Raw genomic sequence first — 23,430 nt, forward strand, 5'->3', positions numbered from 1 at the left:
TTCTGCTCGATTTCCGAAGCTGTCAAAGAATATCCCGAATTGATCGAGAAATACTTGGGTAGCGTGGTTCCGATCGCCGATAATTTCTTTGCAGCCTTAAACTCCGCCGTATTTAGCGACGGTTCCTTTGTCTACATCCCCAAAGGCACCAAATGCCCGATGGATTTATCCACTTATTTCCGGATCAATACCGGCGATAGCGGTCAATTCGAGCGGACATTAATCATCGCCGATGAAGGTGCATCCGTCACTTACCTCGAAGGCTGTACCGCACCCGCATTTGACACCAATCAACTCCACGCCGCCGTCGTCGAATTGGTCGTATTAGATAACGCCGAAATCAAATATTCCACCGTCCAAAACTGGTACGCTGGCGATGAAACTGGGAAAGGTGGCATCTACAACTTCGTTACCAAACGCGGCTTGTGTAAAGGTGTCAATTCCAAGATTTCGTGGACGCAAGTAGAAACAGGTTCGGCAATTACTTGGAAATATCCCAGTTGTGTCTTAGTCGGCGACAACTCCGTCGGCGAATTTTATTCCGTCGCGCTGACTAATAATCTCCAACAAGCCGATACTGGCACCAAGATGATCCATGTGGGCAAAAATACCCGCAGTACGATTATTTCCAAAGGGATTTCCGCCGGAAAATCGAAGAATAGCTATCGCGGTTTAGTCAAAATGAATCCGACAGCCAAAGGCGCGAGAAATTACTCCCAATGTGTCTCGATGCTAATTGGCGACAGAGCGCAGGCGAATACTTTCCCCTATATCCAAGTTCAGAATCAAACTGCCAAAGTCGAACACGAAGCATCTACTTCTAAGATTGGTGAGGATCAATTGTTCTTCTTCGCTCAACGGGGGATTTCCCAAGAGGATGCGATTTCGATGATGATTAGTGGTTTCTGTAAGGATGTCTTTAATCAACTTCCGATGGAATTTGCGGTTGAAGCCGACAGATTGTTGAGTCTGAAATTAGAAGGTACTGTCGGTTAATTTTAGATAGTTAATTCGTAGGGTGGGCATTGCCCACCAATCATCAACTTTGATAGATAACAAGAGTTTGATATAAACATGAATATGAGACTCACCCCCCAACTCTTGTTTTGTTAAATGTACAAGATAGATAAGTCAATAGATTTCACCCCTCTTTTTGACAATGAGTTAGTACAAGTACGCGTTAGTCTTTTTAGCGTAACTTTAGTATTAGCAAATGAGTCAAATATTTCCTCGGATATCACGATACAGTGCAAATATAATATATGGCAAAATGGTTCTATGATTTTAAGCGGTCATGGCGTAGAAGAAGTAGATAAAAGCAAAATGTTAGTATGCTTACTAGGAAAATTGATTGAATCTGTGAGCGTAATAGGATCAGATACCTTGAGACTGAATTTTTCTGATAATTATTCGTTAGATCTCATTGATGATAGTGCTATGTACGAATCTTTTGTTATTTCTGGTGAAATATTTGGACTAATAGTTTGATGTCAGCACAAGCTTTTAGGGTAAAAATGTCAATCAATCGCTAACACTGAAGCATAATTGAATTTAGTCAGTATCAAAATGTGGGCAGTGCCCACCCTACAAAATTAAAGTTTTAAAATGGTTGCGACACCTGTAAAAAATATTATTACTTTAGAAAAATTTCTGGCTCTTCCAGAAACTAAACCTGCGAGTGAATATATTGATGGAAAGATAGTTCAAAAGCCAATGCCTCAAGGAAAACATAGCGTAATTCAGACCAAGCTACTTATCTTCATTAATTCACTTTTATTAGAGTCGAAGATAGCCATAGCACTATCAGAATTAAGATGTACTTTTGGTGGTCGATCTATAGTCCCTGATGTAGTTGTATTAAAGAATGAAAATATTCCTAAAGATGACGATGGTGAGGTTGCCAATGTGGTGACAACTGCACCCGATTGGACAATTGAAATCTTATCTCCAGATCAAAGTACGACTAAAGTAATTAAGAATATTCTTCATTGTTTAGATCGTGGTACTGAAGTAAGCTGGTTGATCGATCCGGCTGAGAAGATGATCTTAGCTTATCAACCGGATAAACAAGTTCAAGTAGTGGATCTGCTCGAAGCTGAATTAATTGTACCTGAGTTTGCTCGATCTATTAAACTAACTGCTGGTGATGTCTTTGGCTGGTTGAAGGTGGGATAAGATCGATATATAAATAATATAAATATGGGTTCTCAATTATAAAATAAAATATCTACGTTATGGTTGCTGTACGAGACAATACCCCCAGATTTACTCCTGAAGAATACTTTGCTTGGGAGGAGCAACAATTAGAAAAGCATGAATATCTCGGCGGTGAAGTTTATGCCATGACTGGTGGGACTGTTAACCATAGTCGAATTGCCCTGAAATTTGGTGCTTTATTAGATAATCACCTTAGTGGAGGTGTTTGCCAGACAGCTAATTCCGATTGTCGGGTGAATATCGTTGAATCAAATGACTATACTTATCCAGATATAAGCGTTACTTGTGACGATCGAGATAAAATTACTACTCAATATATTACTTACCCATGCTTAATTATTGAGGTGTTATCCAAAAGTACCGAAGCTTATGACAGAGGTGGTAAGTTTAGGATGTATCGCCAAAATCCGGTTCTACAAGATTATGTATTGGTTAGTTCTGAGAAGATCGAGATCGATCTGTACCGCAAAACTGAAAGCGGAAGTTGGGAAATTATTAACTATCAAGTGGGGGATACGATCAAACTTAAAAGTGTGAATTTGACTTTCCCGATCGAGCGAATTTACGAAGGGATTTCGTTCGTGCCAGAAACTGAGAGTAAATAGTTAATTAGTAATCATGAGATCGATCGTTCCAAAAATCATTCCTAATAAGTTTCTCGCCGATCAACTCCGGCAACCATCGGGATTGTTCGGTAAATTTTTCATGGGAGATTTCCTTAACAAAGGAAATGAGAAAATCAATCATCTCACCGTCGAACTTTTAGATGTTAAACCTACAGATCGAGTTTTAGATATCGGCTTTGGTGGTGGAGTCACGATCGAGGAAATGCTTAAGACAATCGACACTGGTAAAATTCATGGTGTCGATTTTTCTCAGGCGATGGTAGATAAAGCTAAACGAAGATTTAAAAAATCGATTCAAGCTGGTAAAGTCTCGATCGAGTTTGGCGATGTCGGTCAATTACCATTTGAGGCCAAGATATTTGACAAGGTTTGTACCGTTAATACGATCTATTTTTGGAAAGATCCATTAGTTAGTTTGCGCGAAATTAGGCGAGTACTGAAAAAGGGCGGTAAATTAATTATTAGTATTCGATCGGCTGACAAGATGAAAGACTTACCTTTTACTCAACATGATTTCAAATTATATGCACCTGAAGATATCAAACATCTACTAGTCGGTGCTGGATTTAATAATATCTCGATCGACCATCGCGATCGAGATGAGAAATTTGATTCTGTGATGATAATCGCCGATGTCTAATGTATGTATTTGTGGAGTTTGCTGAGTTCTTTCAGTTCGAGATGACACCCATTCTGGCTTCCTCTCTGGATAATGATATGATAGAAGACCAGCTAAGATCGATCGAATATTATTAAAACGCAATTAAATAAAATCTAAATATGATTAATCCTAATAGTCCAGTTATCCTCTCGATCGAAAACCTGACCGCAAACGTCGATGATACGCAGATCTTAAACGGTGTAAGTCTCGAAATCAAGGCTGGCGAAATTCATGCAATTATGGGGCCGAATGGTTCTGGGAAAAGTACCCTATCCAAAGTATTAGCCGGACATCCCGCTTATACAGTTACTGGTGGCAAAGTCACCTATAAAGGCGAGAATTTATTTGACTTAGAACCTCAAGATCGGGCGCGTTCTGGTGTATTTCTAGCTTTCCAATATCCATTAGAAATCCCTGGCGTTAGTAACTTGGACTTCCTCCGCGTTGCTTACAACTCTCGCCAAAAGCATCGAGGACTAGTAGAATTAGACGCCTTTGACTTTGACGAACTGATCCAAGACAAACTAGAAATCGTCAAAATGAACCCCGCCTTCCTCAGCCGGAGCGTCAACGAAGGCTTCTCCGGTGGTGAGAAAAAGCGCAACGAAATCCTTCAAATGGCGATCCTCGAACCCAGCCTCGCCATCCTCGATGAAACCGATTCTGGCTTGGATATCGACGCCCTCAAAATCGTTGCCAACGGCGTCAATCAGTTATCAAACCAAGATAACTCCATGCTCGTGATCACCCACTACCAACGCCTCCTCGACTACATCATCCCCGACTTCGTCCACGTCATGGCCAACGGCCAAATCCTCACCAGCGGCGGCAAAGAACTCGCCCTCGAACTAGAAGCCAAAGGCTACGACTGGGTAACAGAACCCCAACCCGTAGGAATTTAGTTCCTCACTATCCAATCCCTCAGTGCCCCTCTGTGGTACCTCCGCGTACCTCTGTGTTTAAATAAACACCCCGCACAACACCAACAACCTCTCTGCGTACTCTCCCCCTCTCCGCGCCCTCTGCGAATATATGACACCAACCCTCACCCAACTCCTCACCACCCCAGCCCCCAACCCCCAACTCCACGAACTCCGCACCCAAGCTGCCGGATACCTCCAAGAACAAACAATCCCTAGCACCACCGATGAAGAATGGCGGTTCACAAACCTCGCCCCACTCCTCACCCAAACATTCACCCCCGCAGCCCTTCAGCTACCACCAGTCAATATTGACAGCTTCGTCATCCCCGAAGCCGCCAACACCCGCATCGTATTCGTCAACGGCAGCTACGCACCCCTACTCTCCAGCCTGGCTCACCTACCTGCTGGTGTATTTATTGGCAATCTTGCCGCCGCCAATGCTGCTGGGTTGGCAATTACGACTTATCTCGGCAAACAGCCTGGGGGCGAAGAAGTATTTACCGCAATTAATACGGCTGGCATTAATGACGCAGCCATAGTCTGGTTAGCTCCAGATATCTCACTAGATATACCGATTCAGCTATTATTTATTACTACCACAACCGATACGGCGATCTCGACTCAACCGCGTACGCTAATCGTGTTAGAACAGAGAAGTAGCGCAACGTTAGTCGAAGAATATCGGCATGTAGCCAGTGGCGATGCCATCTATTTCAACAATGCTGTCACCGAGATCTGGTTGGGTGAATCTGCCAAACTCGATTGTACCCGCATCCAAGACGAAGCTATCACCGCTATCCATATCGGTAAAACAGCAGTATCCCAATCCCAGCATAGTTCCTATACAGGTAACTCGATCGAACTCGGTAGCAAACTCTCACGCCACAACTGGGAAATCTTCCAAATCGGCGCGCAGACAGAAACTTACCTCAATGGTTTGACGATGGTAAACGGCGAACAAGAATCGGATACCCATAGCACGATCTCGCTCACCCAACCCCACGGCATCACCAACCAACTGCACAAATGTATCGTAGACGATCGCGCCCATGCGATCTTCAACGGTAAAGTATTTGTACCGCAAGCTGCCCAACAAACTAACGCTGGGCAATTGAATCGCAATCTGCTGCTATCTGCCAAGGCACGCATCGATACCAAACCCCAGCTAGAAATTACCGCTGACAACGTTAAATGCTCCCACGGCGCAACTGTCAGCCAATTAGAAGACGATGAGATCTTCTACCTCCAGAGTCGAGGATTGGATATCGAAACAGCTAAAATATTATTAATCAATGCTTTTGCTGTAGAAATAGTCGATCGAATCCCCGTCGCCTCCGTACGCAAACAATTAGCAGTAGCCGTAAAAACATTCAAAAGCTAACTAGGAACTGGTAAGCAATGACTAGAGAAAGCCCGATTCTACGATTAATCCAAAATCTGACAGGAACTGCTGAAGACATGACTTTTATCCAAACCAAATCGGGGATTCACACCAAGCAAAGTCTCGCAGATACAGTGCGAGCAGATTTTCCCATTCTCCACCGCGAGGTGCATGGCAAGCCCCTAGTTTATCTAGATAATGCGGCCACTTCCCAAAAACCTCATGCAGTCATTCACGCTCTAGAACATTACTACAGTCACTACAATTCCAACGTCCATCGGGGCGTACATACGCTCAGCTCCGAAGCGACAGACGCCTATGAAGGTGCGCGCGAAAAGATTGCCAAATTTGTTAATGCTGCTTCTTCACAAGAGATTATTTACACCCGTAATGCAACAGAAGCAATCAATTTAGTTGCCTACAGTTGGGGATTGAGCAATCTCCAACGCGGTGATGAAGTAATTTTGTCTGTCATGGAGCATCATAGCAATCTGATTCCCTGGCAATTAGTCGCCCAAAAAACCGGAGCGCGACTCAAATTTGTCCAACTCACACCGGAAGAAGAGTTTGATTTTGGACATTACCAATCGTTGGTGAATGAAAAGACTAAATTAGTATCGGTAGTTCACGTTTCTAATACGTTAGGTTGTATCAATCCCATTAAAGATATTGTTGCACTCGCGCGTCAATACGATGCAAAGGTATTAGTTGATGCTTGTCAGAGTGCCCCGCACATGCGGCTAGATGTCCAAGATTTAGATTGTGATTGGATGGCAGTATCAGGTCATAAAATGTGTGGTCCCACGGGGATTGGATTCCTATACGGGAAGCTAAATTTATTGCGATCTATGCCGCCGTTCTTAGGTGGTGGCGAAATGATTGCCGATGTATTTTTAGAAAATGCGACTTATGCAGATTTACCTCATAAGTTTGAAGCGGGTACCCCCGCAATTGCCGAAGCGATCGCTTTAGGTGCGGCAGTAGATTATTTAACAAATATTGGGATGGATAAAATTCATGCTTATGAAGCAGAATTGACAGCTTATTTGTTTGAGAAATTAATGCAAATCCCGCAGGTGAAAATCTATGGCCCCAAACCACCCAAAGAACGCGCAGCCTTAGCATCGTTTACGGCTGGTGAGGTACATCCGCACGATCTTTCCACCATGCTAGATCAAGCCGGAATTGCGATTCGCGCCGGACATCATTGCACCCAACCTTTGCACCGGTTTATTAAAGCTCAATCCACAGCTCGCGCGAGTTTGTATTTCTACAATACGAAAGAGGAAATTGACAGTTTTATTGCTTCCCTCCAAGAATCGATCGAGTTTTTCGATAGTATTTTTAGTTAAGCGCGACATCAAAATCTGCTTGAATAGTAAAGAACCTCCCGCCAACACTCAGCTATGCAAGTCAAAGCCGCAGTTGCCTTCCAAGCAGGCAAACCGCTCGAAATTACCACCGTCGATCTCGCACCGCCCCAAGCGGGAGAGGTGTTAGTCGAAATCAAAGCAACGGGGGTTTGTCATACCGATGCTTATACCTTGTCGGGAGCCGACCCAGAAGGCTTATTTCCGGCGATTTTGGGACATGAAGGTGCAGGGGTCGTCGTCGAGATTGGTGCGGGTGTCACCAGCCTCAAACCAGGTGATCGCGTGATTCCCCTATATGTGCCCGAATGCCGTAATTGTGATTATTGCCTCAGCGGCAAAACCAATCTCTGTCAAGCCATTCGGCTCACCCAGGGACAAGGTATGATGCCCGATGGCAGCAGTCGGTTTTCCTATCAGGGACAGATGTTGCACCACTATATGGGGACGTCCACGTTTGCGAACTATACAGTGGTACCTGAAATTGCGCTGGCTAAAATTCGCCCCGATGCCCCCTTTGAAAAAGTCTGTCTGATTGGGTGTGGCGTGACTACTGGCATTGGTGCGGTGATTAATACGGCCAAAGTCGAAGTCGGTGCCAACGTAGTGGTATTCGGCTTGGGTGGAGTGGGGTTAAATGTGATTCAAGCCGCGCGAATGGTCGGTGCAAATATCATCGTCGGCATCGATATCAACCCCGCTAAGCGCGCCTTAGCAGAGAAATTTGGGATGACTCATTTTGTCAATCCGCAGGAAGTGGAGGGCGATTTAGTGCCCTATCTGGTGGATCTGACTAAGGGCGGAGCCGATTATAGTTTTGAATGTACTGGTAACGTCACGCTGATGCGACAGGCATTAGAATGTTGTCACAAAGGTTGGGGTGTCAGCGTAGTTGTCGGCGTCGCCGGAGCTGGCCAAGAAATCGCCACCAGACCCTTTCAATTGGTTACGGGGCGAGTATGGAAGGGTACGGCTTTTGGTGGGGCTAAAGGGCGGACGGATGTGCCCAAAATCGTCGATTGGTATATGGAGGGCAAGATTAATATCGACGATTTGGTCAGTGATATCATGCCGATCGATCGTGTCAATGATGCCTTCGCCGCCATGCGGGACGGCAAAGCCATTCGATCGATTCTGACATTCTAAGCGATCGATCAGGCGATACTAGCTTCTAAAGCTGCCACATCGGGGATTAACAAAATATCTTGTTTGCGGGCGATCAATCCCGCCGCTTCCATTTTGGTGAGTACTCGCGTCACAGTTTCTCGTGCCAACCCGCTCATACTACTGAGTTCCCGATGGGGTAAATTCGGGATTTCGACACCTTTAGACACACTTTTTCCCTGTCCCTCGACCAAAAACAACAGCGTATCCGCCACGCGCGAGGCACTATTTGATTCGCGCAACCGCAACCGCCGATTGACTTGGCGCAATCTGCGAGCCATCAATTGCGCCAGTCGCATCCCCGCCAGTGGTTCGGTTTTGAGCAGCCGCACGAAATCTTCTGCCGGAATATTGACGATCGTTGCTGGCGTCAAACTCAGCACATCAGTAGAACGTGGTGCTTGTTCCAATGCCGCCATCTCACCGACAATCTCACCTCTACCGACAATATTCAGGGTAATTTCCCGCCCGTCAGCATTGTAAGTCCGAATTTTGAGCCAGCCACTCAACACAAAATACACCGAGCCACCCCAGTCATTTTCGAGTAAGATCGTTTGATTGGCAGGATGATTGCGAATAGCCGCATGGGCTAGTGCCGGCGCAACCGCCTCGGCTGGCAATTCGCTCAAAAACGGGACCGAAGCCATCGCCTCTTGCACGGAAAGCTGCATCTGAGTTTGAACGTTGGTGTGTCTATTGTCCATACTATCGGTGTCAATATACGTAAAGGTAGAGGTACAGCCCCATTAGCTGGCAGCTGGTTGCGACTTCGAGAATAATTAGCCAGTGTCCCTTGCGGACGCACAGGTGCCATTCGGCGGGTGAATGTTGCCGCTAACTGCCCTATCTGTCGGCAGTAGCAAGTTTGGCGCAGATTGGAAGAGTTACACTTCTCACATTGTCTCTTGCTTGGCGTTCGGAGGATCGCCAATCGACAGTTGCTATTTGTAGCGATAATGAATGCTTGCTTCCTTAGTATGCCCGCAGATCGCCCTCTCCCACCATTTTATCCTGATGAATTTACCCAATTCGATTACATTTTCGCGGCTGCTAGGATTACCTGTGATCGTTTATTGTCTGTACGATCCTAGTGTAACGATCCGGTGGCTGGGACTAGGAGTATTTCTAGTCGCGGCATTGACGGATTGGTTAGATGGCTATCTCGCCCGCAAGCTAGATTTAGTGACGGATCTGGGCAAGTTTCTCGATCCGCTCGTAGACAAGTTACTGGTGTTGATTCCGTTGCTGATCCTCATCGATCTCCACTTGGTGCCCGCCGTCGGCGTCTGCCTGATTTTAGCCCGCGAATTGACGATCGCGGGGTGGCGCGTCGGCCAAGTCCAGATTAGCGGGGCAAATATCTGGGGCAAGCTCAAAACAACGAGTCAGATTGTGGCGATCTCCATGCTGATGGCTCCATTGTCAATGACATCCCACAATTGGCAGATTGACAATTGGCATCTATATGGATTGGTAGCTTTTTGGATATCTGTCAGTTTGACTCTCATCTCCGGTGCCCTGTACCTAGTCCCGCCCACAACCGCTGTCCAGAAGCAATTATAGCGATCAACAGCCGCAGATTATCATCTGGAAAAATTATTTTCAGACGATCTTAATATTTACTTAAGGAAGCCGATCGAGTGGGGATGGATTGGGGTCGATCGGTTGCGGTGATTGAGTTGCAGGTAGAGAAAGTCAGCAAAATCCAGCGATTTCAATCGAAATTCACTCCACACCTTGATGAGATTTACCTTTACAATAGGTAACAGTAAGCGACCTCAACCACCGCCCAATCGTACTTCACTGACATCGTAGCTCGTAAGTAGATAGCCTGGTTGAAGATCGGTCATTCCTGGAGTAGGTTAACTGATGGACTATATCGAAAGAGTGCTCGAAAAGTTAAAGCACTGGGCTGGCAAATTAATCGAAGCAATTTTAGGCCCCGAAATGCAGCCAGAACCCGAACCGATCGCGATTCCGGTCGATGATCGCGTCCGCAGATGGCGATAGTCGAGTCCGAGGATAAATACATCTGATGTCGGTAGCTGACAGCGATCGTCAATTGAGCGTCATAATTTTGCACGGCCCCAATCTCAACTTACTGGGATTGCGCGAGCCAGGAATCTATGGCGTCTCAACTTTGGCGCAAATTGATGCCAGAGCGATCGAGGTGGGTAAATCTTTGGACGTGGTAGTGACGCCAATGCAGTCTAACCACGAAGGTGTCCTGGTAGATGCCATTCACGCAGCTCGCGATCGCCATGACGGGATCGTCATTAATGCTGGTGCATACACCCATACGAGTATTTCGATTCGCGATGCGATCGCGGCCGTGCAGATGCCCACCGTCGAAGTGCATCTGAGCAATATTTACAAACGCGAAACCTTTCGCCATCACTCCTATCTAGCCCCGATCGTCATCGGCCAAATTAGCGGCTTTGGGGCCTACAGCTACGAGTTAGGTTTACAAGCATTAATTGACCATCTCCGATCGTCAACAGCAGTACCTAGTTGACGCCAGTTAAGCATTAGACAGCTCGATCGTCCCGATTGGGACTAGTAGTTAGAGGTGGCTCGCTCGGTCAGCCGATCCTGGGTTGACTATCTTGAGCGGTGGGAGAGCGCGGTAAAATGAATGAAAACGTACTCCCTTCGCCCAGTACACTTTCTGCCCAAATCTGACCGCCATGTTGCTGGATGATACTCCGACAAATGGCCAGCCCTAAGCCCGTGCCTTCCCCACTGCGGGCGTCAGAAGCATCCACTTGCTGAAAGCGTTCAAAAATGACTTCTAATTTATCGCTAGGGATACCCCGACCGTAGTCGCGCACCTGAAATAACATCTGTCCGGCTTGCTTGCTCGATGTAAACCAGACCGTACTATCGCGCTCCGAAAACTTAATCGCATTACCCAGGAGATTGGTAAAGGCTTGGATCGTCCGATCTCCATCTACCCAGACATGTCCGCCAGCATTGCTGACACTCAGAGCCACACCCGCTTTATCCGCCAATGGTTCGATCGCCTCAACCGCTTTGGCCATTAACTCCGAGACTTTCCAGACGGACTTGACCATTTGCACCGTGCCGGATTCGATCCGTTCGATGTCCAGGATATCATTGACCAACCGCATCAACCGATCGGTATTATCGACGGCAATCTTTAATAACCGTTGCTCTTTCTCCGGCTGCTGCTGCAATAAGCCGCTAGCCAGCATCTTCAGCGAACCATAAATCGAAGTCAGTGGCGTCCGCAGTTCGTGACTGACCACCGAAATAAATTCATCCTTCATCCGCTCGATCTGATGTCGATCCGTGACATCCAATACCAAAGAGAACACGGACTCCATTCGATCGGTATCGTCTAGCAGCACCGAGTTGTACCACTCACAGTGAACGATCGTCCCATCTTGGCAATAATTACGATCGATCGTGACATTATTGGTTTCGATTCCCGCAATCAACTGATTCATCATCTCTTGAAGTCGATCAAGATCTTCGGGACACACGAATTGCCATTCATCGGGACGCTTGCCCAAAACTTGGGCTGAAGACCACCCAAAAATCTTTTCAGCCGTCGCAGACCACCGGCTGACCCGAAACTCCCGATCCCATTCGATCGCGGCTAGGGGCGAGTTTTCAAAGTGAAAGTCTAGTTTTTGGAGCGCGTCGCGCAAGTTATTTTCAGTCTGTTGGCGTTCGGTGACATCGCGCAAGATGATCGTATAAACTTGCTCTCGTCCGAGTTCGAGATAGGAAATCGAAGCTTCAGCCGGAAATTGACTGCCATCCCTGCGGGTACCAATGACTTGTTGTCTGGTCTCCAGGGATTTGGCGGGCGCATCAGTGCCCACTGTCACACCAGGGGGGCAATCGCGATCAACCTTGACAAATCCTGATGGGAGCAGTAGATCTAGCGATCGACTGATCGCTTCACTAGCTTGATAGCCAAAAATTTGTTCGGCACCTTGATTGAAGAGTGTGATGGTGCGGTCGCTATCGATCGCAATGATGCCGTCGCTGGCAATTTCCAAGATCCCCGCAAATCGAGATCGCGAGATGTGGAGCGCGGCCTCGGCTTTTTGGCGTTCGAGTAATTCGCGCTGCAAGCGATCGTTAATTTGCTGGAGATCGTGAGTGCGTTCGCGCACCCGTTGTTCGAGTTCGTTTTTCGCCTGCCGGAGGGCTATTTCCGTCCGTTCCCGCTCGATCGCATAGCGAATCGAGCGCAGCAAGACAGAACTATCCACTTGTCCTTTGACCAAATAATCTTGCGCGCCTTGCTGCATGGCGGAAATTGCCAGATTTTGGTCGTCTAACCCTGTTAAGACGATAATCGGTAAGCTGGGATTGCGATCGCGGAGCGCGAGAAATGAGCCTAAACCTTGGCTATCTGGTAGTGAAAGATCCAGCAAAATTACATCAAAATGGCGATCGTCATTCCCATCACTGCTGCTAGTAGCTAACTTGGCAATCGCTTCAGCTAGGCTCATCACTGGTGTAATCTGGCACCGGGTCGTAGTTACTTCACGCAAGATTTCTTGCAATAACCGAATATCACCAGGATTGTCTTCGATGAGTAAGATGTTGAGAACAGTAATCATGCTGCTGTGCTCTGGGGGTAAAAGTGTTCGCAGATCGGTCAAAAAAATTGCAACGAGCGAAGATCGACCGGATTGTCTGAGATCGATAAGATGTCGAGCACCGAGATCGTGCTGCTGCCCTCTGGAGATAAGGGTGTTTAAAGATCGACAGCACCAAGTTTCGTGGTCACCGATGAGTTGAGATGTTGAGTTGAGATCTGAAACCGTGGCGAACGCCAACTTATGTCGGTGGTAATTGGACGATATTAAACCAAAAATCTTCGATCGATTGCACGATTTGGACAAAATGGTTGAAATCTACCGGCTTGGTAATGTAGCAATTGGCATGAAGATTGTAGGCTTTGAGAATATCCTCCTCGGCTTGGGAAGTGGTGAGTACGACCACGGGAATTCGCTGAAATCTGATATCTGCTCTAATTTCAACTAATACTTCTCGGCCATCTTTGCGCGGGAGATTCCAATCTAACAAAATTAGATCGGGCGGAACCGCTTGATGATATTCACCCTGGCGATGGAGAAAATTCATGGCTTCGACACCATCAGCGACCACACTTAAATGGACATTGATTTCTCGGTCTGCTAAAGCGATGCGGGTTAAGTTGGCATCCCCAGGATTGTCTTCGACGAGTAAAACTTCAATGGTGCGGCTGTTTATGGGCATGTTGAGGAGAGATACTACCTACCGCTGGAATTGTAAAATGAAATACCGATCCGGCACAGTGGGGCAACATCGGGAGCGGAGGCTGTAATTCTAAGTTGGATCTTGTAGGTACAGACTCCACCCAAATTGTACCACCATGACGCTCGACGATTTTTTTACAGATCGCCAATCCAATTCCGGTGCCGGGATAAGTGACGCGGGTATGTAAGCGTTGAAAAATGACAAAAATTCGGTCGAGATACTGTGGTTCGATACCGATGCCATTATCCGCGACCGTAAAACACCAAGCCAATGGTGCGGTGGGCAGCTCTGCCGCTGCCGATCCCTCTGTGCTAGCGGGCGGATCGACGATCGCGCGAACGCCGATCTGAATTTGGGGCGGGAGATCGCGGCGAAATTTGATCGCATTAGCAATCAAATTTTGAAAGACTTGAGTCAATTGCGTGGCATCGCCCCAAACTGTGGGCAGTGGGTCAACAGAAATTTGGGCGGCACTTTCAGCGATCGCGACGTGCAGGTTAGAGAGCGCATCTTGGAGGACTAGATGACAATTAACATTGTCGAACGGCTGCTTGCGGCTGCTAACGCGGGCATAACCGAGCAAAGCCTGGATCAATGCTTGCATCCGCACCGCACCATCGACTGCATAGGCAATAAATTCTTTGGCATCAGCATCGAGTTGACCGCGATCGCGACGTTCCAGCAGTTGGAGATAGCTAATCACCATCCGCAGCGGCTCTTGGAGATCGTGAGAGGCAATATGGGCAAATTGCTCCAGCTCGGCATTCGATCGGGCTAGTTCTTGGCGTTGGCGCTGCTCTCGTTCTAATAGTTGAGCTTGAGCCAGGGCAATCCCGATTTGGTTGGCCAGTTGCGAGACGATCTCCACTTCCTTGGGTTGCCATTGGCGCGGTGCTTGACAGTGATGCAAGACTAATAATCCCCACAATTGGTCGCGTAAATAAATAGGCACGATCGCACTGGCCTTGACGGCAAATTGCTGGAGAAATTCGACATAGGGGGGTTCAAATCCAGCTTGGGTAATATCATCGAAGGTATAGATCCGCTCCTGGGCGTAACGGCTCTGATAACCAGGATCGATACATGGCTCGACCCCAATTTTCCCGATGATGGCTGGATAATCGGCCGAGACTCGCTCTTGTAAGACAGTACTGGAGCCATCTGCCTCAAATCGAATAATTAAGACGCGATCGACCCCCAAGAGTGTGTGGACTTCGGCGACCGCAGTTTCTAAAATTTCTGCCAAGTTTAATGATTGGCGAATTTTTTGCGAGATTTCGGCTGATAGCCGCGCCTGTTTGCGCAACCGGACACGCTCGCTAATATCGATCGTCGTCACCCGCACACCTAGGTCGTTACCAGTATCGACATCCTTCACTGCAACTACTGTCGCGCTGACAGGCACGATCCGACCATCTTTACAGATCATCTCAAACTCTAGATCGCTAATCGATCCCAGTGACTTGACGATCGAGAGGTGCTCGTCGAATTTGCGAATACTGGCTGCTGTCAACAGATCGCGAATCTGTTTGCGACCGATGATTTCGGTTTCTGTATAACCTAACATTTGCAGTTCGGTGCGGTTGATCCGCAAAATTTTGCCCGTCGGATCGAGCGAATGATAGCCACACGGCGCATTGTGATATAGTTCTTCAAATTCAGAGACATAATCGCGCAATGTCGATTCGGCCCGTTGTTTTTTGGTTAGATCGATGCTGACTAGACCGTACAAGATTGTCAGTAATAGTAAATCCAACAGGCCGGAAATACCGAACGAAATTTTGGTGTCGGCTAAACTTTTGCGAGATGCCGCCTGCAATCGATCCAAGGCAATCCGTTCGGTGCGATCTAAGTCAGTAATAATTCGCCTAATTCGCTCGATCAATTGCTGTCCTTGCTGGAACAATTCGCTGCGCCGAGCTGCTGTCAATCCTGGCGCTTGAAGCAGATCGATCTTCGTCGTTAATTGGGTGACCTCACTGGCGACCGCAAGCGGTCGTGGATCTAATTGCGGTCGTGGGGATGGTAATGACAACAACCCGATCGGTTCTGGCTGGGCAGCTTCGGCCTTTAACTTGGCCAATGATGCTAACTGAGTGTGAATTTGAGCCAGATCGACCCGCTGCATCGTGAGATAGGGGAGACTATCAGTCAGGCGATATTCTTGTTGACCGCGTTCGACATCTTTGAGTGTCGCTAGCATTTTTTCTAAAATGGTCAGGACTCGATCGCTACAAATGGCCGCGCGATTATTCTCAGCGATCGTATTGATACTTTGATAGGCAACGACAGCATTGGCTACCAATACGATCAGAGTAGCGATAAAGCCGATTGAGACTTTGGGTGAAGCGATATTTTTCATCGGGCGATCGGCTGTCGATCGATATAGTGGCGAAGATTGTTGGCGCGTCAGTTCGGTGATGCTAACTATCTTACTCCAGCCACGTTCGAGATTGACATTCGCGTCCAGACGGCAGCTTGTGCGTAGGTCTGGCTGACCTGCGCTTGACAGGCAGCATAAAAAATATAGTCGGCCATCACCATCGCCGCATCGGCACCTAAGAGCAAATCGACGATCGTCCGACCCAGATCTGGCTCGGTGGGTGTAACGTAGCCGACTAATAAGGCATCGATCGCCCGCCGGATTTGGGGATAATATTTGTAATAATTATCGGGAGCGTAACCATATTCTTTAAACAAGGCGATTTCTGGAATTGCTAATCCAAACCGAAAGCAATTGTCTTCACCGACTTCTTGCTGCAACCAATAATTGGTTTTACCCAAACTGCCGATCGACACGACACCATTAATTGTGGCTAATTGTGTGTTCAAGTCGATGTCTTCCCAGGCGGCGGTCGCAATCTGCTCGATCGCATCTGCCGCTGCATACAGCTGATTCGTCAATCCTGCCGCTGCTGGCACATAGACCACCTGAATTTTCCGGCGGAGATCTGGATCTGCGGCTACAACTTGAGCCAGCGATTTAATTAGAGCCAAAATCGATTGCCGCTCATCGGCGACTTCCTCGGTGTCTGCGGTAATACTAGCTGGCTCTGGTTCGCTAAAGATCAAGGTACGCGGCAAGATGTCGTTGACTGGCTGCTGCTTGAGGCGATCGCACAGATTGATGATATGCAGGATATTTAAGAGTTGGCGGTGGTGGCAGTCGATCGGTGCTAAATGCAGATCGAATAATGAATCGACATCGATTTCGATCCCCTGCGATCGCCATAGCTCGGCAGCGAGGACTTGTTTGTTAATCAGCTTGACGGCTTGCCACTGGGCTTGAAATTGGGGGTCTTCAGCGATCGGGACTAGCTGCTGGAGATCTTCAAGATGAGTCAGCCAGCGATCGCCGATCGTCGCTGTTATTAATTCAGCTAGGCGGGGATTGCCGGCGAGTAACCACTGACGCGGGTTGACGATCGAGAGATCGCTGGTGGCTGGCGGCGGCATCTTGACTAGATTGGCTGCGCTCGACCAGCGATCGCGATTGCGTTTGACAGTTCGGGGCAATAAGTGCGCACGCATCGCTCCCAGACTGGTACGATGACGAGTGGGCGCGCCGAATTGGGGAGGCATCGGCATCAATGTTGGTGATATTGCTTGCAAACGTGTTGCCCGACTTGCCGCGCGCCAATTAAGACTTTCCATCATGATTTAGATTCCTTCGTAGTGTCACGATCAATTTCCAGGTTTGATGCTTGCTCAGGCATCCGCCAATTGTGATGGATAATTCATGTCAACTCAACTTCTTCATGCAATATCCTAGCCTAGAAGTTTGAGGAACTTGTGAGGATCGAGATTTTAATCGATCGATTTTCAACTTTGCTGGATTAAGGTATGAAAAGCTAGATGAGAGCGCGGGGAGAAAATAAGACAAAGTGAGGAATCATGCTTCAAATCAGTAACGCCCGATTTGCTTCAGTCGAGGATGCGATTCTAGCTACCATAAAAAACGGGGAAGAACAATTCGTGAATTGTCATTCCCCGTTCTGAATCTCGATCGACGATTGCTAACAATCGCAACGAGATTGTTACCGACGACAAATTTTGATAAGTCGCGCTATGAGAGATCGATCGATCGTCGTTCGATCGCTTCTAGCTCGGCGGTTAATTGTGCTGTTTCTACTTCTACTTCTACTTCTACTACTTCCACTTCGACCAGCGGCGCATTGACAACTTGAGGCAGTCGGAGTGGGATCGCCAAAGGCTGTTCGGGGATAACTAAAGCGGTTTCCAGCCAATAACTGGCCGTGGGAATCGTCCGCTCCAAATCTTCCAACGGGCGAGGAATCACCATGATCGATCTCAATTCCCCAATCTGTTCGGCAGCGGACATGCCCACATCGAGAGCGATCGTCACATTCGAGACGGTGCCGCGAATAATTGCCGTACAAAAGCCAGAGCCAGTTTTTTCATAACCAGCTACATAGACATCGGCGGTTTTGAGCATCGCATCCATCGCCCCCACCATCGGCGGAAAGCCACGAGTTTCGAGTAAGCCAATCGCTAGATTGCTAAGTTTGCTTTTACCGACAATTTGAGCCAGGAGCCGATCACTAATTGGTAAAACCGCATCGAGATTGGGAAAAGGTCGCGAAATTACCGATTGGCAGATTAATTCGTCCATCTGCTCGGCTACTTCCGCACCAGCGGCAACAGCCAATTTGACATCGGGAAACCGACCGCGAATTACCGCAGTACAATAACCACCACCGATTTTCTCATAGCCTACTAGTGTTACAGCCGCAGACTTAATCATCATGTCTGCCGTGCCGACCATCGCCGGAAAGCTACGAGTAGATATTAATCCGATGGCACTTTCAGCATGAATATTGGACATAGCTGGCGGAGAAGGTTCCTGCAATAGTCGAGCGGCGGTCGTCGATCGCGATCGGGTGGGCACTGTTTCGATCTCGATCGATCGATGCATATTTTGATGCGCTGCTTGCTACCCACCATCGCGGTTTTAGACAACGATCTGAAGTTGTCTAAACATTCGCACAGCACCGATCATGTCAAGCGCATCGATCGGCTACAGCAGGGAATACACTAATCTTTAGCTAACTCTACCTTCTACTTGAGCGCGAAAGTCTTCGACTTCTTCAGTATAACCAATTGGTAGAATTCGCTCAACGTTGGGGTGCGGACGGGGAATAATCACCCAAGATTCTAGCGTACCACCGTAGACTTTTTCGACGACATCGACACCCGCTGCCATTGCCTGTTTGACTTCGGAGACATCTCCGCGCACATTGACCGTAAATCTCGCGCTACCCGCTCTAAGATAGCCGACTAGAGTCACTCGACCAGCCTTGAGCATCGCATCAGCAGCGGCTAAGACAGCGGGGAACCCCTTAGTTTCGATCGAGCCGACTGCCTGTTGAGAACTCATAGAATCAGCCATTAAAAATATACTCCTTAATAATTAATCATCATAAATTTCGATCGCCTAGCGTTGCCACTGAGACAGCCTGAGCAAGTAATCGATTTAGCGGAGTTTTAAAACCCTACTGCCAACTAATCGCTTTCCACTGGCTCCTAACCCTACACCCAGAAATCGCTCGATGCCGAGGTATAGTGAATCGGTAAGACACTATCGACATTTCCAGGTGGATTGGGGATAATATAGTGACTGACCAACGCACCGCGTTTGGTCGCTTCAACAGCTAGGACGCCAGCGGCCATAGCTTGTTCTACGGCAGAGACCACTCCCCGCACCGCGACGATAAACTCGGCACGTTCGGCCAAGCCGTAATAAACCAACGTGACATTACCCGCTTTGACCATCGCATCCGCAGCCGCTAAGACTGGGGGGAAGCCATCGGTTTGGATCGTGCCAACTGCTTGACGCGAACTGCGATCTGTAGCCATGTAGACATCTCCTCCTAAAATCAACTAATCGCCGTAAGACTAGGCACTGGTGACAATCGATAACGGCGATCTTCGTCAGTCCCGATCATTAATCCAACCAACCAATATCGGTGTTGGCGCGGCGGCGGGCGGTTTCTTCACGGGATTCGGTCGGTCGTGCCGTAATCGAAGCATTCGAGCGGCTGGTGTCTTTTTTGACAATCGCGGTAGTTTTGCCCTTGGCTGGTGCTTGACCTTGTTCTGCCAATTTGACGATCGTCTCTTTAGCTTCTTTCAATTCTTTTTGTGCCAAATTAGCTTTGGATTGCAGATCTTCAATTTGCTGCTTGAGTTTGGCTTCGCTCTCCTGGGCTGTCTTCAGCTTAGCTAAAGTAGCGGCGTCGTCATTATTGGTGGGTGCGTTCATAGTAGTGGTGGGTGTAGTTGGGCTGGGATCTTTACTATTGTTCCGTTCGGGAATAACTAGGGGTTGCTGCATCTCTTGCCGCAAGACATCGGCTGCTGACGATCGTTTTTTTCTCACACTCATATTTAGCTCCAATCTTTCCAGATTTCATTAACAACACAGCGATAGTCCGCAGCAGCAGGTGCGGCTGCTTGACCTTTTAACTGGCTAATCGGTAAGCCCGCCATCGCTGCCCGTTCGTGAATTTTCAAATTCCTGATTACTGTATAGTAAACCGGAATCTGACACTCTAAAAGGGTTTGCTGGGCTTCTTGAGCTTCCCGCAACCCGCGCGAATTGACCTTGGTCAACAGGACGCGATGGTCGATCTTGGTGGGAATGACCACTTGTCTGACCGTCCGAATCAATGCCGCCAGATCCATTGGTGCGGGTGGAGTCGGTAAAACCAAGTAATCGGCGATGGGCATAATTGCCGTGTGTGCCACCGAGTCGAGTGCTGGTGGCATATCGACAACTACAATATCGTATTTCGACCACTGTTTGCGGTTGACACCAGTGAAATCAGTTAGGATCGTTGCCTCAAAACCCAAATCGGTTCCTTGAGCTTGCTTGATCCACCAAGTCGCCGAGCCTTGAGGATCGGCATCGACCAAGAGGACGCGATGCTGTTCGGCAAAGATGGCAGCCAGATTGATTGCCGTCGTGGTTTTGCCCACACCACCTTTACCATTCAACACGACTGCGATCTTGGTTGATTTAAGTTTGGGTGGTACTGGGGTGGGCATGATTTCAACCATTGGGGAAAAGGTGGCGTTTGAGTCGATCGAAGTTGGCACGGCCAGCGACAGATTTAACTGTGCCATCGGCGACCTCGATCGTGACTGAGATCGTTGTTTCTGGCTGACTGGGAGTTGCGACGTTCGGTGTTTTTGGCTCTGAGGTCTGGACTGGGGTATCCCAGGCATCTTCAGTGCCCCAGACATCGCTAGCATCGTCAGGGTTAGCTGGGGTGGCTGGTGTCGGTGGACTAGGTGGTGACGCATCGACAACCGACACTTCACCTCTAGAACGATCTCCGAGCAGTGAATGCGTCGGAATGACTTCACCTTCGGCGATCTGCGGATCGATGACGGTCGTTCCCGCCCCAATACACACATTGCGTTCGATCGTCCCGCTGCCGATAATTAACACCCCACGACCGATGCATACTCCCATGCCAATTTCCAGTTCTCCGCCCGTCGCATGGATGATCGATCCAGCACCGATACAGACCCCCGCCCCGATCGTAATCCGACTGTCGGCCTCAGCTTGGAGCAAGACTCCTGGCGCAATTGCCGCACTCGGATCGATCGAGACATTGCCATCGAGATGGACTGGGACTACCGCTCTGGAGATCGATCGAAATTTGGTTAACATGATTGAGCGGGGAACGGGAGTTGAGGCACATAGACAGAGCAACTAGAATGGCAGACAGGAATCGGGGCAAAAAGCATCGTTACCTCGTCCCGATTCCGGTCGTCTGTGTCCCCATTTTGCCCAACTCCAAACTAACAACTTAATTTACTAACCCTGCGCCGATGTCGCGCGGCTGAGATCGTCAACTGTATTACTGATGACTATTTCCAGTTCGCCGTTCGTGTTACTTTTGGGAAGTTGCCCGATCTTGTGCGTGGACGCGACGCTGGGATTGGATATCGATGTCGATCGACCACCCAGATTCGCCTTGAAGATCGCTTCAAACAAGTCTCTAGTTAGACGATCGCTACTTGTTGGGACGTTGAATGATTTCCTCATGGACGCGACGTTTGGCTTGGGTATCGACCCCAATCAGCCGTACATATTCGCCCTCGTGGTCGTTCAGGCAAGTCTCTAGTTGAGCGACTGCTTCTTGGAGTCGCGTCGCCGATACGGGCTTGCAAGTGTGCCAAGAGCTACTCCGAAAGCGACGCAGATCGGCATGTTCGGTGCTAATTTGATAGCTGTTTTCCAGGAGGCGACGCACAGATGCTACGACTTCAGCACTGAGCGAAGTTTTAATGTTACTGCTCGCACTCGCTCCACCATACGCGCTACTAAACGAGCTGGTTTTTTGGCTGCTACTGCCGCCACCACTACTGAGGGTTGCTGGTTCGCCTGGTTTATGAATCACGAATTCGACGACCCGCCGGCGGGCGTGAGTATCGATGCCGATCGCGCGGACATAATCATCTGGATGATTGGCAACTAGTTCGGATAACATGGCGATCGCTTCAGCTTCGCGATTACCTTGATAGGAAGGACCACTCGTCCAAGATGTCGCGCGATAACGTCGCGCATCCGCAAACTCCGTGCCGATCCGATAGCCTTGGCTCAATAGTTGGCGAACCGATTGGGCGACATCTTGGCCGCCATTGCTACTAGCATGACCGTTGCTAGCAGCAGCGACAGTCTTACCACCATTAATCTTGGCAGAACTCACTTGCGTGACTGCCCCATCGGGACGTTGAATCATTAGTTCTAATACTCGCGTGCGGGAGTGGGTATCGACACCCAACAGTTGCACGTATTCACCTTGATGTTCGTCGAGAATGGTCGCAATACCATTCAAGACAGTACTTTCATTGCCTTGAGCTACTGGCGCACTCTGCCACGAACCTGTCCGAAACCGACGCGCATCAGCATATTCCAAGCCGACTCTGTAGCCTTGGCTTAATAACTGACGAATTTGTTGGCGGACGCTATCACTAATATCACTCATATCTTGGGTTCTCTGTTAAATCATCAATAACTTTTGAGTTTAAATTAGCCTCGGAAGACCAGCTCCAGCCCACAGCTTCAGTGTCCAGATTGCCACATCAGCAGGCTCGATTGTCTTGGAAAAGTCCTTCACTTGGGCAAAGCCCTGTTCTGTGCACTTTTCGCTATAATAATTTCTGATTCAGGCACTATCGCGCTTGCTGTATGTCAAGTCATTGCCTACCGCTACTGTATCCACGATCGCCACGACGAGCGCATCGACAGGGTAACGATCTTTATTAGAGATTTGACGGGCAGCACTGCCCCGACTTAGCAAAACTACTTCTGTTAAACCTGCGCCCACACAGTCGGCGGCGACTTCATACTCTGGGAGATCGTTACCGGCGGCATCAAGCAGTTGCACGAGCAAAAACTTCGTTCCAGTTAAACTCTGTTCTTTGTGGGTACTGACCACAGTACCCAAGACTTTAGCTAGCTTCATTGAGCTACTAAGAACGTCTGCCGCCGATTGCCAATGGACCAGGCCCATTTAAGCTATCGCGGAATTTCTCAACGTCTTCAGTGTAGTTCATTGGTAGAACGTACTCTAGATTTTCGTGCGGACGCGCGATGATGTGAGTGGACAGTACTTGACCACCATTAACACGTTTAACAGATTCTACGCCTGCGGATACGGAAGCTTGGACTTCGGAGACATCGCCACGCACGATCACAGTCACGCGACCGCTACCGATTTTTTCGTAACCAACGAGGGTAACGCGTGCGGCTTTGACCATCGCGTCAGCA

Annotated in this window: 27 protein-coding genes; 12 read left to right on the plus strand and 15 right to left on the minus strand. The window is 48.4% G+C overall.

Going from position 1 to position 23,430, the window contains the following annotated elements; translation table 11 throughout:
* From sufB to RMO27_RS06990, 9 genes are all read left to right on the plus strand, one after another.
* Nucleotides 1-996: Fe-S cluster assembly protein SufB (gene sufB, locus RMO27_RS06950; RefSeq protein WP_309730905.1), on the plus strand; the 996-nt coding region annotated here is incomplete at its 5' end.
* A 117-nt stretch (nucleotides 997-1,113) separates the two neighbouring features.
* Nucleotides 1,114-1,488, plus strand: a complete 375-nt coding sequence (locus RMO27_RS06955) for a hypothetical protein (RefSeq protein WP_309730906.1) — start codon at nucleotides 1,114-1,116, stop codon at nucleotides 1,486-1,488.
* A 117-nt stretch (nucleotides 1,489-1,605) separates the two neighbouring features.
* Nucleotides 1,606-2,175 (plus strand): Uma2 family endonuclease, encoded by a 570-nt coding sequence (locus tag RMO27_RS06960; RefSeq protein ID WP_309730907.1) that lies wholly within the window; start codon nucleotides 1,606-1,608, stop codon nucleotides 2,173-2,175.
* Nucleotides 2,176-2,234: 59 nt separating this feature from the next.
* Entirely contained in the window at nucleotides 2,235-2,822 is a 588-nt protein-coding gene (locus RMO27_RS06965) for a Uma2 family endonuclease (protein WP_309730908.1), read from the plus strand.
* A gap of 13 nt (nucleotides 2,823-2,835) precedes the next feature.
* Entirely contained in the window at nucleotides 2,836-3,483 is a 648-nt protein-coding gene (locus tag RMO27_RS06970; protein WP_309730909.1) for a class I SAM-dependent methyltransferase, read from the plus strand.
* Nucleotides 3,484-3,623: 140 nt separating this feature from the next.
* Entirely contained in the window at nucleotides 3,624-4,406 is a 783-nt protein-coding gene (gene sufC, locus RMO27_RS06975) for a Fe-S cluster assembly ATPase SufC (RefSeq protein WP_309730910.1), read from the plus strand.
* Between the two features lie 130 nt (nucleotides 4,407-4,536).
* Nucleotides 4,537-5,808 carry a Fe-S cluster assembly protein SufD gene (sufD, locus tag RMO27_RS06980; RefSeq protein ID WP_309730911.1) on the plus strand — a complete coding sequence of 424 codons (1,272 nt, stop codon included), beginning with the start codon at nucleotides 4,537-4,539 and terminating at the stop codon, nucleotides 5,806-5,808.
* A 77-nt stretch (nucleotides 5,809-5,885) separates the two neighbouring features.
* Complete coding sequence (locus tag RMO27_RS06985; RefSeq protein WP_309730928.1) at nucleotides 5,886-7,160, plus strand: SufS family cysteine desulfurase; 1,275 nt, start codon at nucleotides 5,886-5,888, stop codon at nucleotides 7,158-7,160.
* Nucleotides 7,161-7,214: 54 nt separating this feature from the next.
* Nucleotides 7,215-8,324: an S-(hydroxymethyl)glutathione dehydrogenase/class III alcohol dehydrogenase gene (locus RMO27_RS06990; RefSeq protein WP_309730912.1), complete on the plus strand. Its 1,110-nt coding sequence runs from the start codon at nucleotides 7,215-7,217 to the stop codon at nucleotides 8,322-8,324.
* A gap of 8 nt (nucleotides 8,325-8,332) precedes the next feature.
* Here the strand turns inward: RMO27_RS06990 and RMO27_RS06995 are convergent, their stop codons facing one another.
* Nucleotides 8,333-9,046 carry a Crp/Fnr family transcriptional regulator gene (locus tag RMO27_RS06995; protein WP_309730913.1) on the minus strand — a complete coding sequence of 238 codons (714 nt, stop codon included), beginning with the start codon at nucleotides 9,044-9,046 and terminating at the stop codon, nucleotides 8,333-8,335.
* 310 nt (nucleotides 9,047-9,356) lie between these two features.
* Here RMO27_RS06995 and pgsA point away from each other — a divergent pair, with 310 nt between their 5' ends.
* From pgsA to aroQ, 3 genes are all read left to right on the plus strand, one after another.
* Nucleotides 9,357-9,905 (plus strand): CDP-diacylglycerol--glycerol-3-phosphate 3-phosphatidyltransferase, encoded by a 549-nt coding sequence (gene pgsA / locus RMO27_RS07000; protein ID WP_309730929.1) that lies wholly within the window; start codon nucleotides 9,357-9,359, stop codon nucleotides 9,903-9,905.
* A gap of 306 nt (nucleotides 9,906-10,211) precedes the next feature.
* Nucleotides 10,212-10,352, plus strand: a complete 141-nt coding sequence (locus RMO27_RS07005; protein ID WP_309730914.1) for a hypothetical protein — start codon at nucleotides 10,212-10,214, stop codon at nucleotides 10,350-10,352.
* A gap of 25 nt (nucleotides 10,353-10,377) precedes the next feature.
* Complete coding sequence (aroQ, locus tag RMO27_RS07010) at nucleotides 10,378-10,857, plus strand: type II 3-dehydroquinate dehydratase (protein ID WP_309730915.1); 480 nt, start codon at nucleotides 10,378-10,380, stop codon at nucleotides 10,855-10,857.
* Between the two features lie 67 nt (nucleotides 10,858-10,924).
* Here aroQ and RMO27_RS07015 read toward each other — a convergent pair whose 3' ends face one another.
* The 14 genes from RMO27_RS07015 to RMO27_RS07080 form a co-directional block, all read right to left on the minus strand.
* A complete protein-coding gene (locus RMO27_RS07015) occupies nucleotides 10,925-12,943 on the minus strand; it encodes a PAS domain S-box protein (protein ID WP_309730916.1) in 2,019 nt (672 codons plus the stop codon).
* A 220-nt stretch (nucleotides 12,944-13,163) separates the two neighbouring features.
* Nucleotides 13,164-13,604, minus strand: coding sequence for a response regulator (locus RMO27_RS07020; RefSeq protein ID WP_309730917.1), 441 nt, complete (start codon nucleotides 13,602-13,604; stop codon nucleotides 13,164-13,166).
* Entirely contained in the window at nucleotides 13,579-15,987 is a 2,409-nt protein-coding gene (locus RMO27_RS07025) for a GAF domain-containing protein (RefSeq protein ID WP_309730918.1), read from the minus strand. Before RMO27_RS07025 ends, RMO27_RS07020 begins: the two co-directional genes overlap by 26 nt.
* A 65-nt stretch (nucleotides 15,988-16,052) precedes the next feature.
* Complete coding sequence (locus tag RMO27_RS07030; RefSeq protein WP_309730919.1) at nucleotides 16,053-17,282, minus strand: glycogen/starch/alpha-glucan phosphorylase; 1,230 nt, start codon at nucleotides 17,280-17,282, stop codon at nucleotides 16,053-16,055.
* Between the two features lie 409 nt (nucleotides 17,283-17,691).
* Nucleotides 17,692-18,471, minus strand: coding sequence for a carbon dioxide-concentrating mechanism protein (locus RMO27_RS07035; protein ID WP_309730930.1), 780 nt, complete (start codon nucleotides 18,469-18,471; stop codon nucleotides 17,692-17,694).
* A gap of 216 nt (nucleotides 18,472-18,687) precedes the next feature.
* Nucleotides 18,688-19,035: a carbon dioxide-concentrating mechanism protein CcmK gene (locus RMO27_RS07040; RefSeq protein WP_396133636.1), complete on the minus strand. Its 348-nt coding sequence runs from the start codon at nucleotides 19,033-19,035 to the stop codon at nucleotides 18,688-18,690.
* A 140-nt stretch (nucleotides 19,036-19,175) separates the two neighbouring features.
* The gene (locus RMO27_RS07045) at nucleotides 19,176-19,502 is read right to left on the minus strand and encodes a carbon dioxide-concentrating mechanism protein CcmK (protein WP_309730920.1); all 327 of its coding nucleotides are present in this window, start codon (nucleotides 19,500-19,502) and stop codon (nucleotides 19,176-19,178) included.
* A gap of 88 nt (nucleotides 19,503-19,590) precedes the next feature.
* Entirely contained in the window at nucleotides 19,591-20,031 is a 441-nt protein-coding gene (locus RMO27_RS07050) for a hypothetical protein (RefSeq protein ID WP_309730921.1), read from the minus strand.
* 2 nt (nucleotides 20,032-20,033) lie between these two features.
* The gene (locus RMO27_RS07055; protein ID WP_396133637.1) at nucleotides 20,034-20,705 is read right to left on the minus strand and encodes a ParA family protein; all 672 of its coding nucleotides are present in this window, start codon (nucleotides 20,703-20,705) and stop codon (nucleotides 20,034-20,036) included.
* On the minus strand, nucleotides 20,698-21,324 hold the full coding sequence (locus RMO27_RS07060; RefSeq protein WP_309730923.1) for a hypothetical protein: 627 nt from the start codon (nucleotides 21,322-21,324) through the stop codon (nucleotides 20,698-20,700). Before RMO27_RS07060 ends, RMO27_RS07055 begins: the two co-directional genes overlap by 8 nt.
* Before the next feature lie 147 nt (nucleotides 21,325-21,471).
* Nucleotides 21,472-21,702, minus strand: a complete 231-nt coding sequence (locus RMO27_RS07065; RefSeq protein ID WP_309730924.1) for a hypothetical protein — start codon at nucleotides 21,700-21,702, stop codon at nucleotides 21,472-21,474.
* Nucleotides 21,671-22,645 carry a ribulose bisphosphate carboxylase small subunit gene (locus tag RMO27_RS07070; RefSeq protein ID WP_309730925.1) on the minus strand — a complete coding sequence of 325 codons (975 nt, stop codon included), beginning with the start codon at nucleotides 22,643-22,645 and terminating at the stop codon, nucleotides 21,671-21,673. The genes RMO27_RS07065 and RMO27_RS07070 overlap by 32 nt, the downstream gene beginning before the upstream one ends.
* Before the next feature lie 180 nt (nucleotides 22,646-22,825).
* The gene (locus RMO27_RS07075; protein WP_309730926.1) at nucleotides 22,826-23,125 is read right to left on the minus strand and encodes a EutN/CcmL family microcompartment protein; all 300 of its coding nucleotides are present in this window, start codon (nucleotides 23,123-23,125) and stop codon (nucleotides 22,826-22,828) included.
* Between the two features lie 7 nt (nucleotides 23,126-23,132).
* Nucleotides 23,133-23,430 (minus strand): carbon dioxide-concentrating mechanism protein CcmK (locus tag RMO27_RS07080; protein WP_309730927.1); only part of this gene is annotated, 298 nt, incomplete at its 5' end.

Origin of the sequence: Chamaesiphon sp. OTE_75_metabat_556 (assembly GCF_031378165.1) — a bacterium.
GTDB lineage: Bacteria > Cyanobacteriota > Cyanobacteriia > Cyanobacteriales > Chamaesiphonaceae > Chamaesiphon.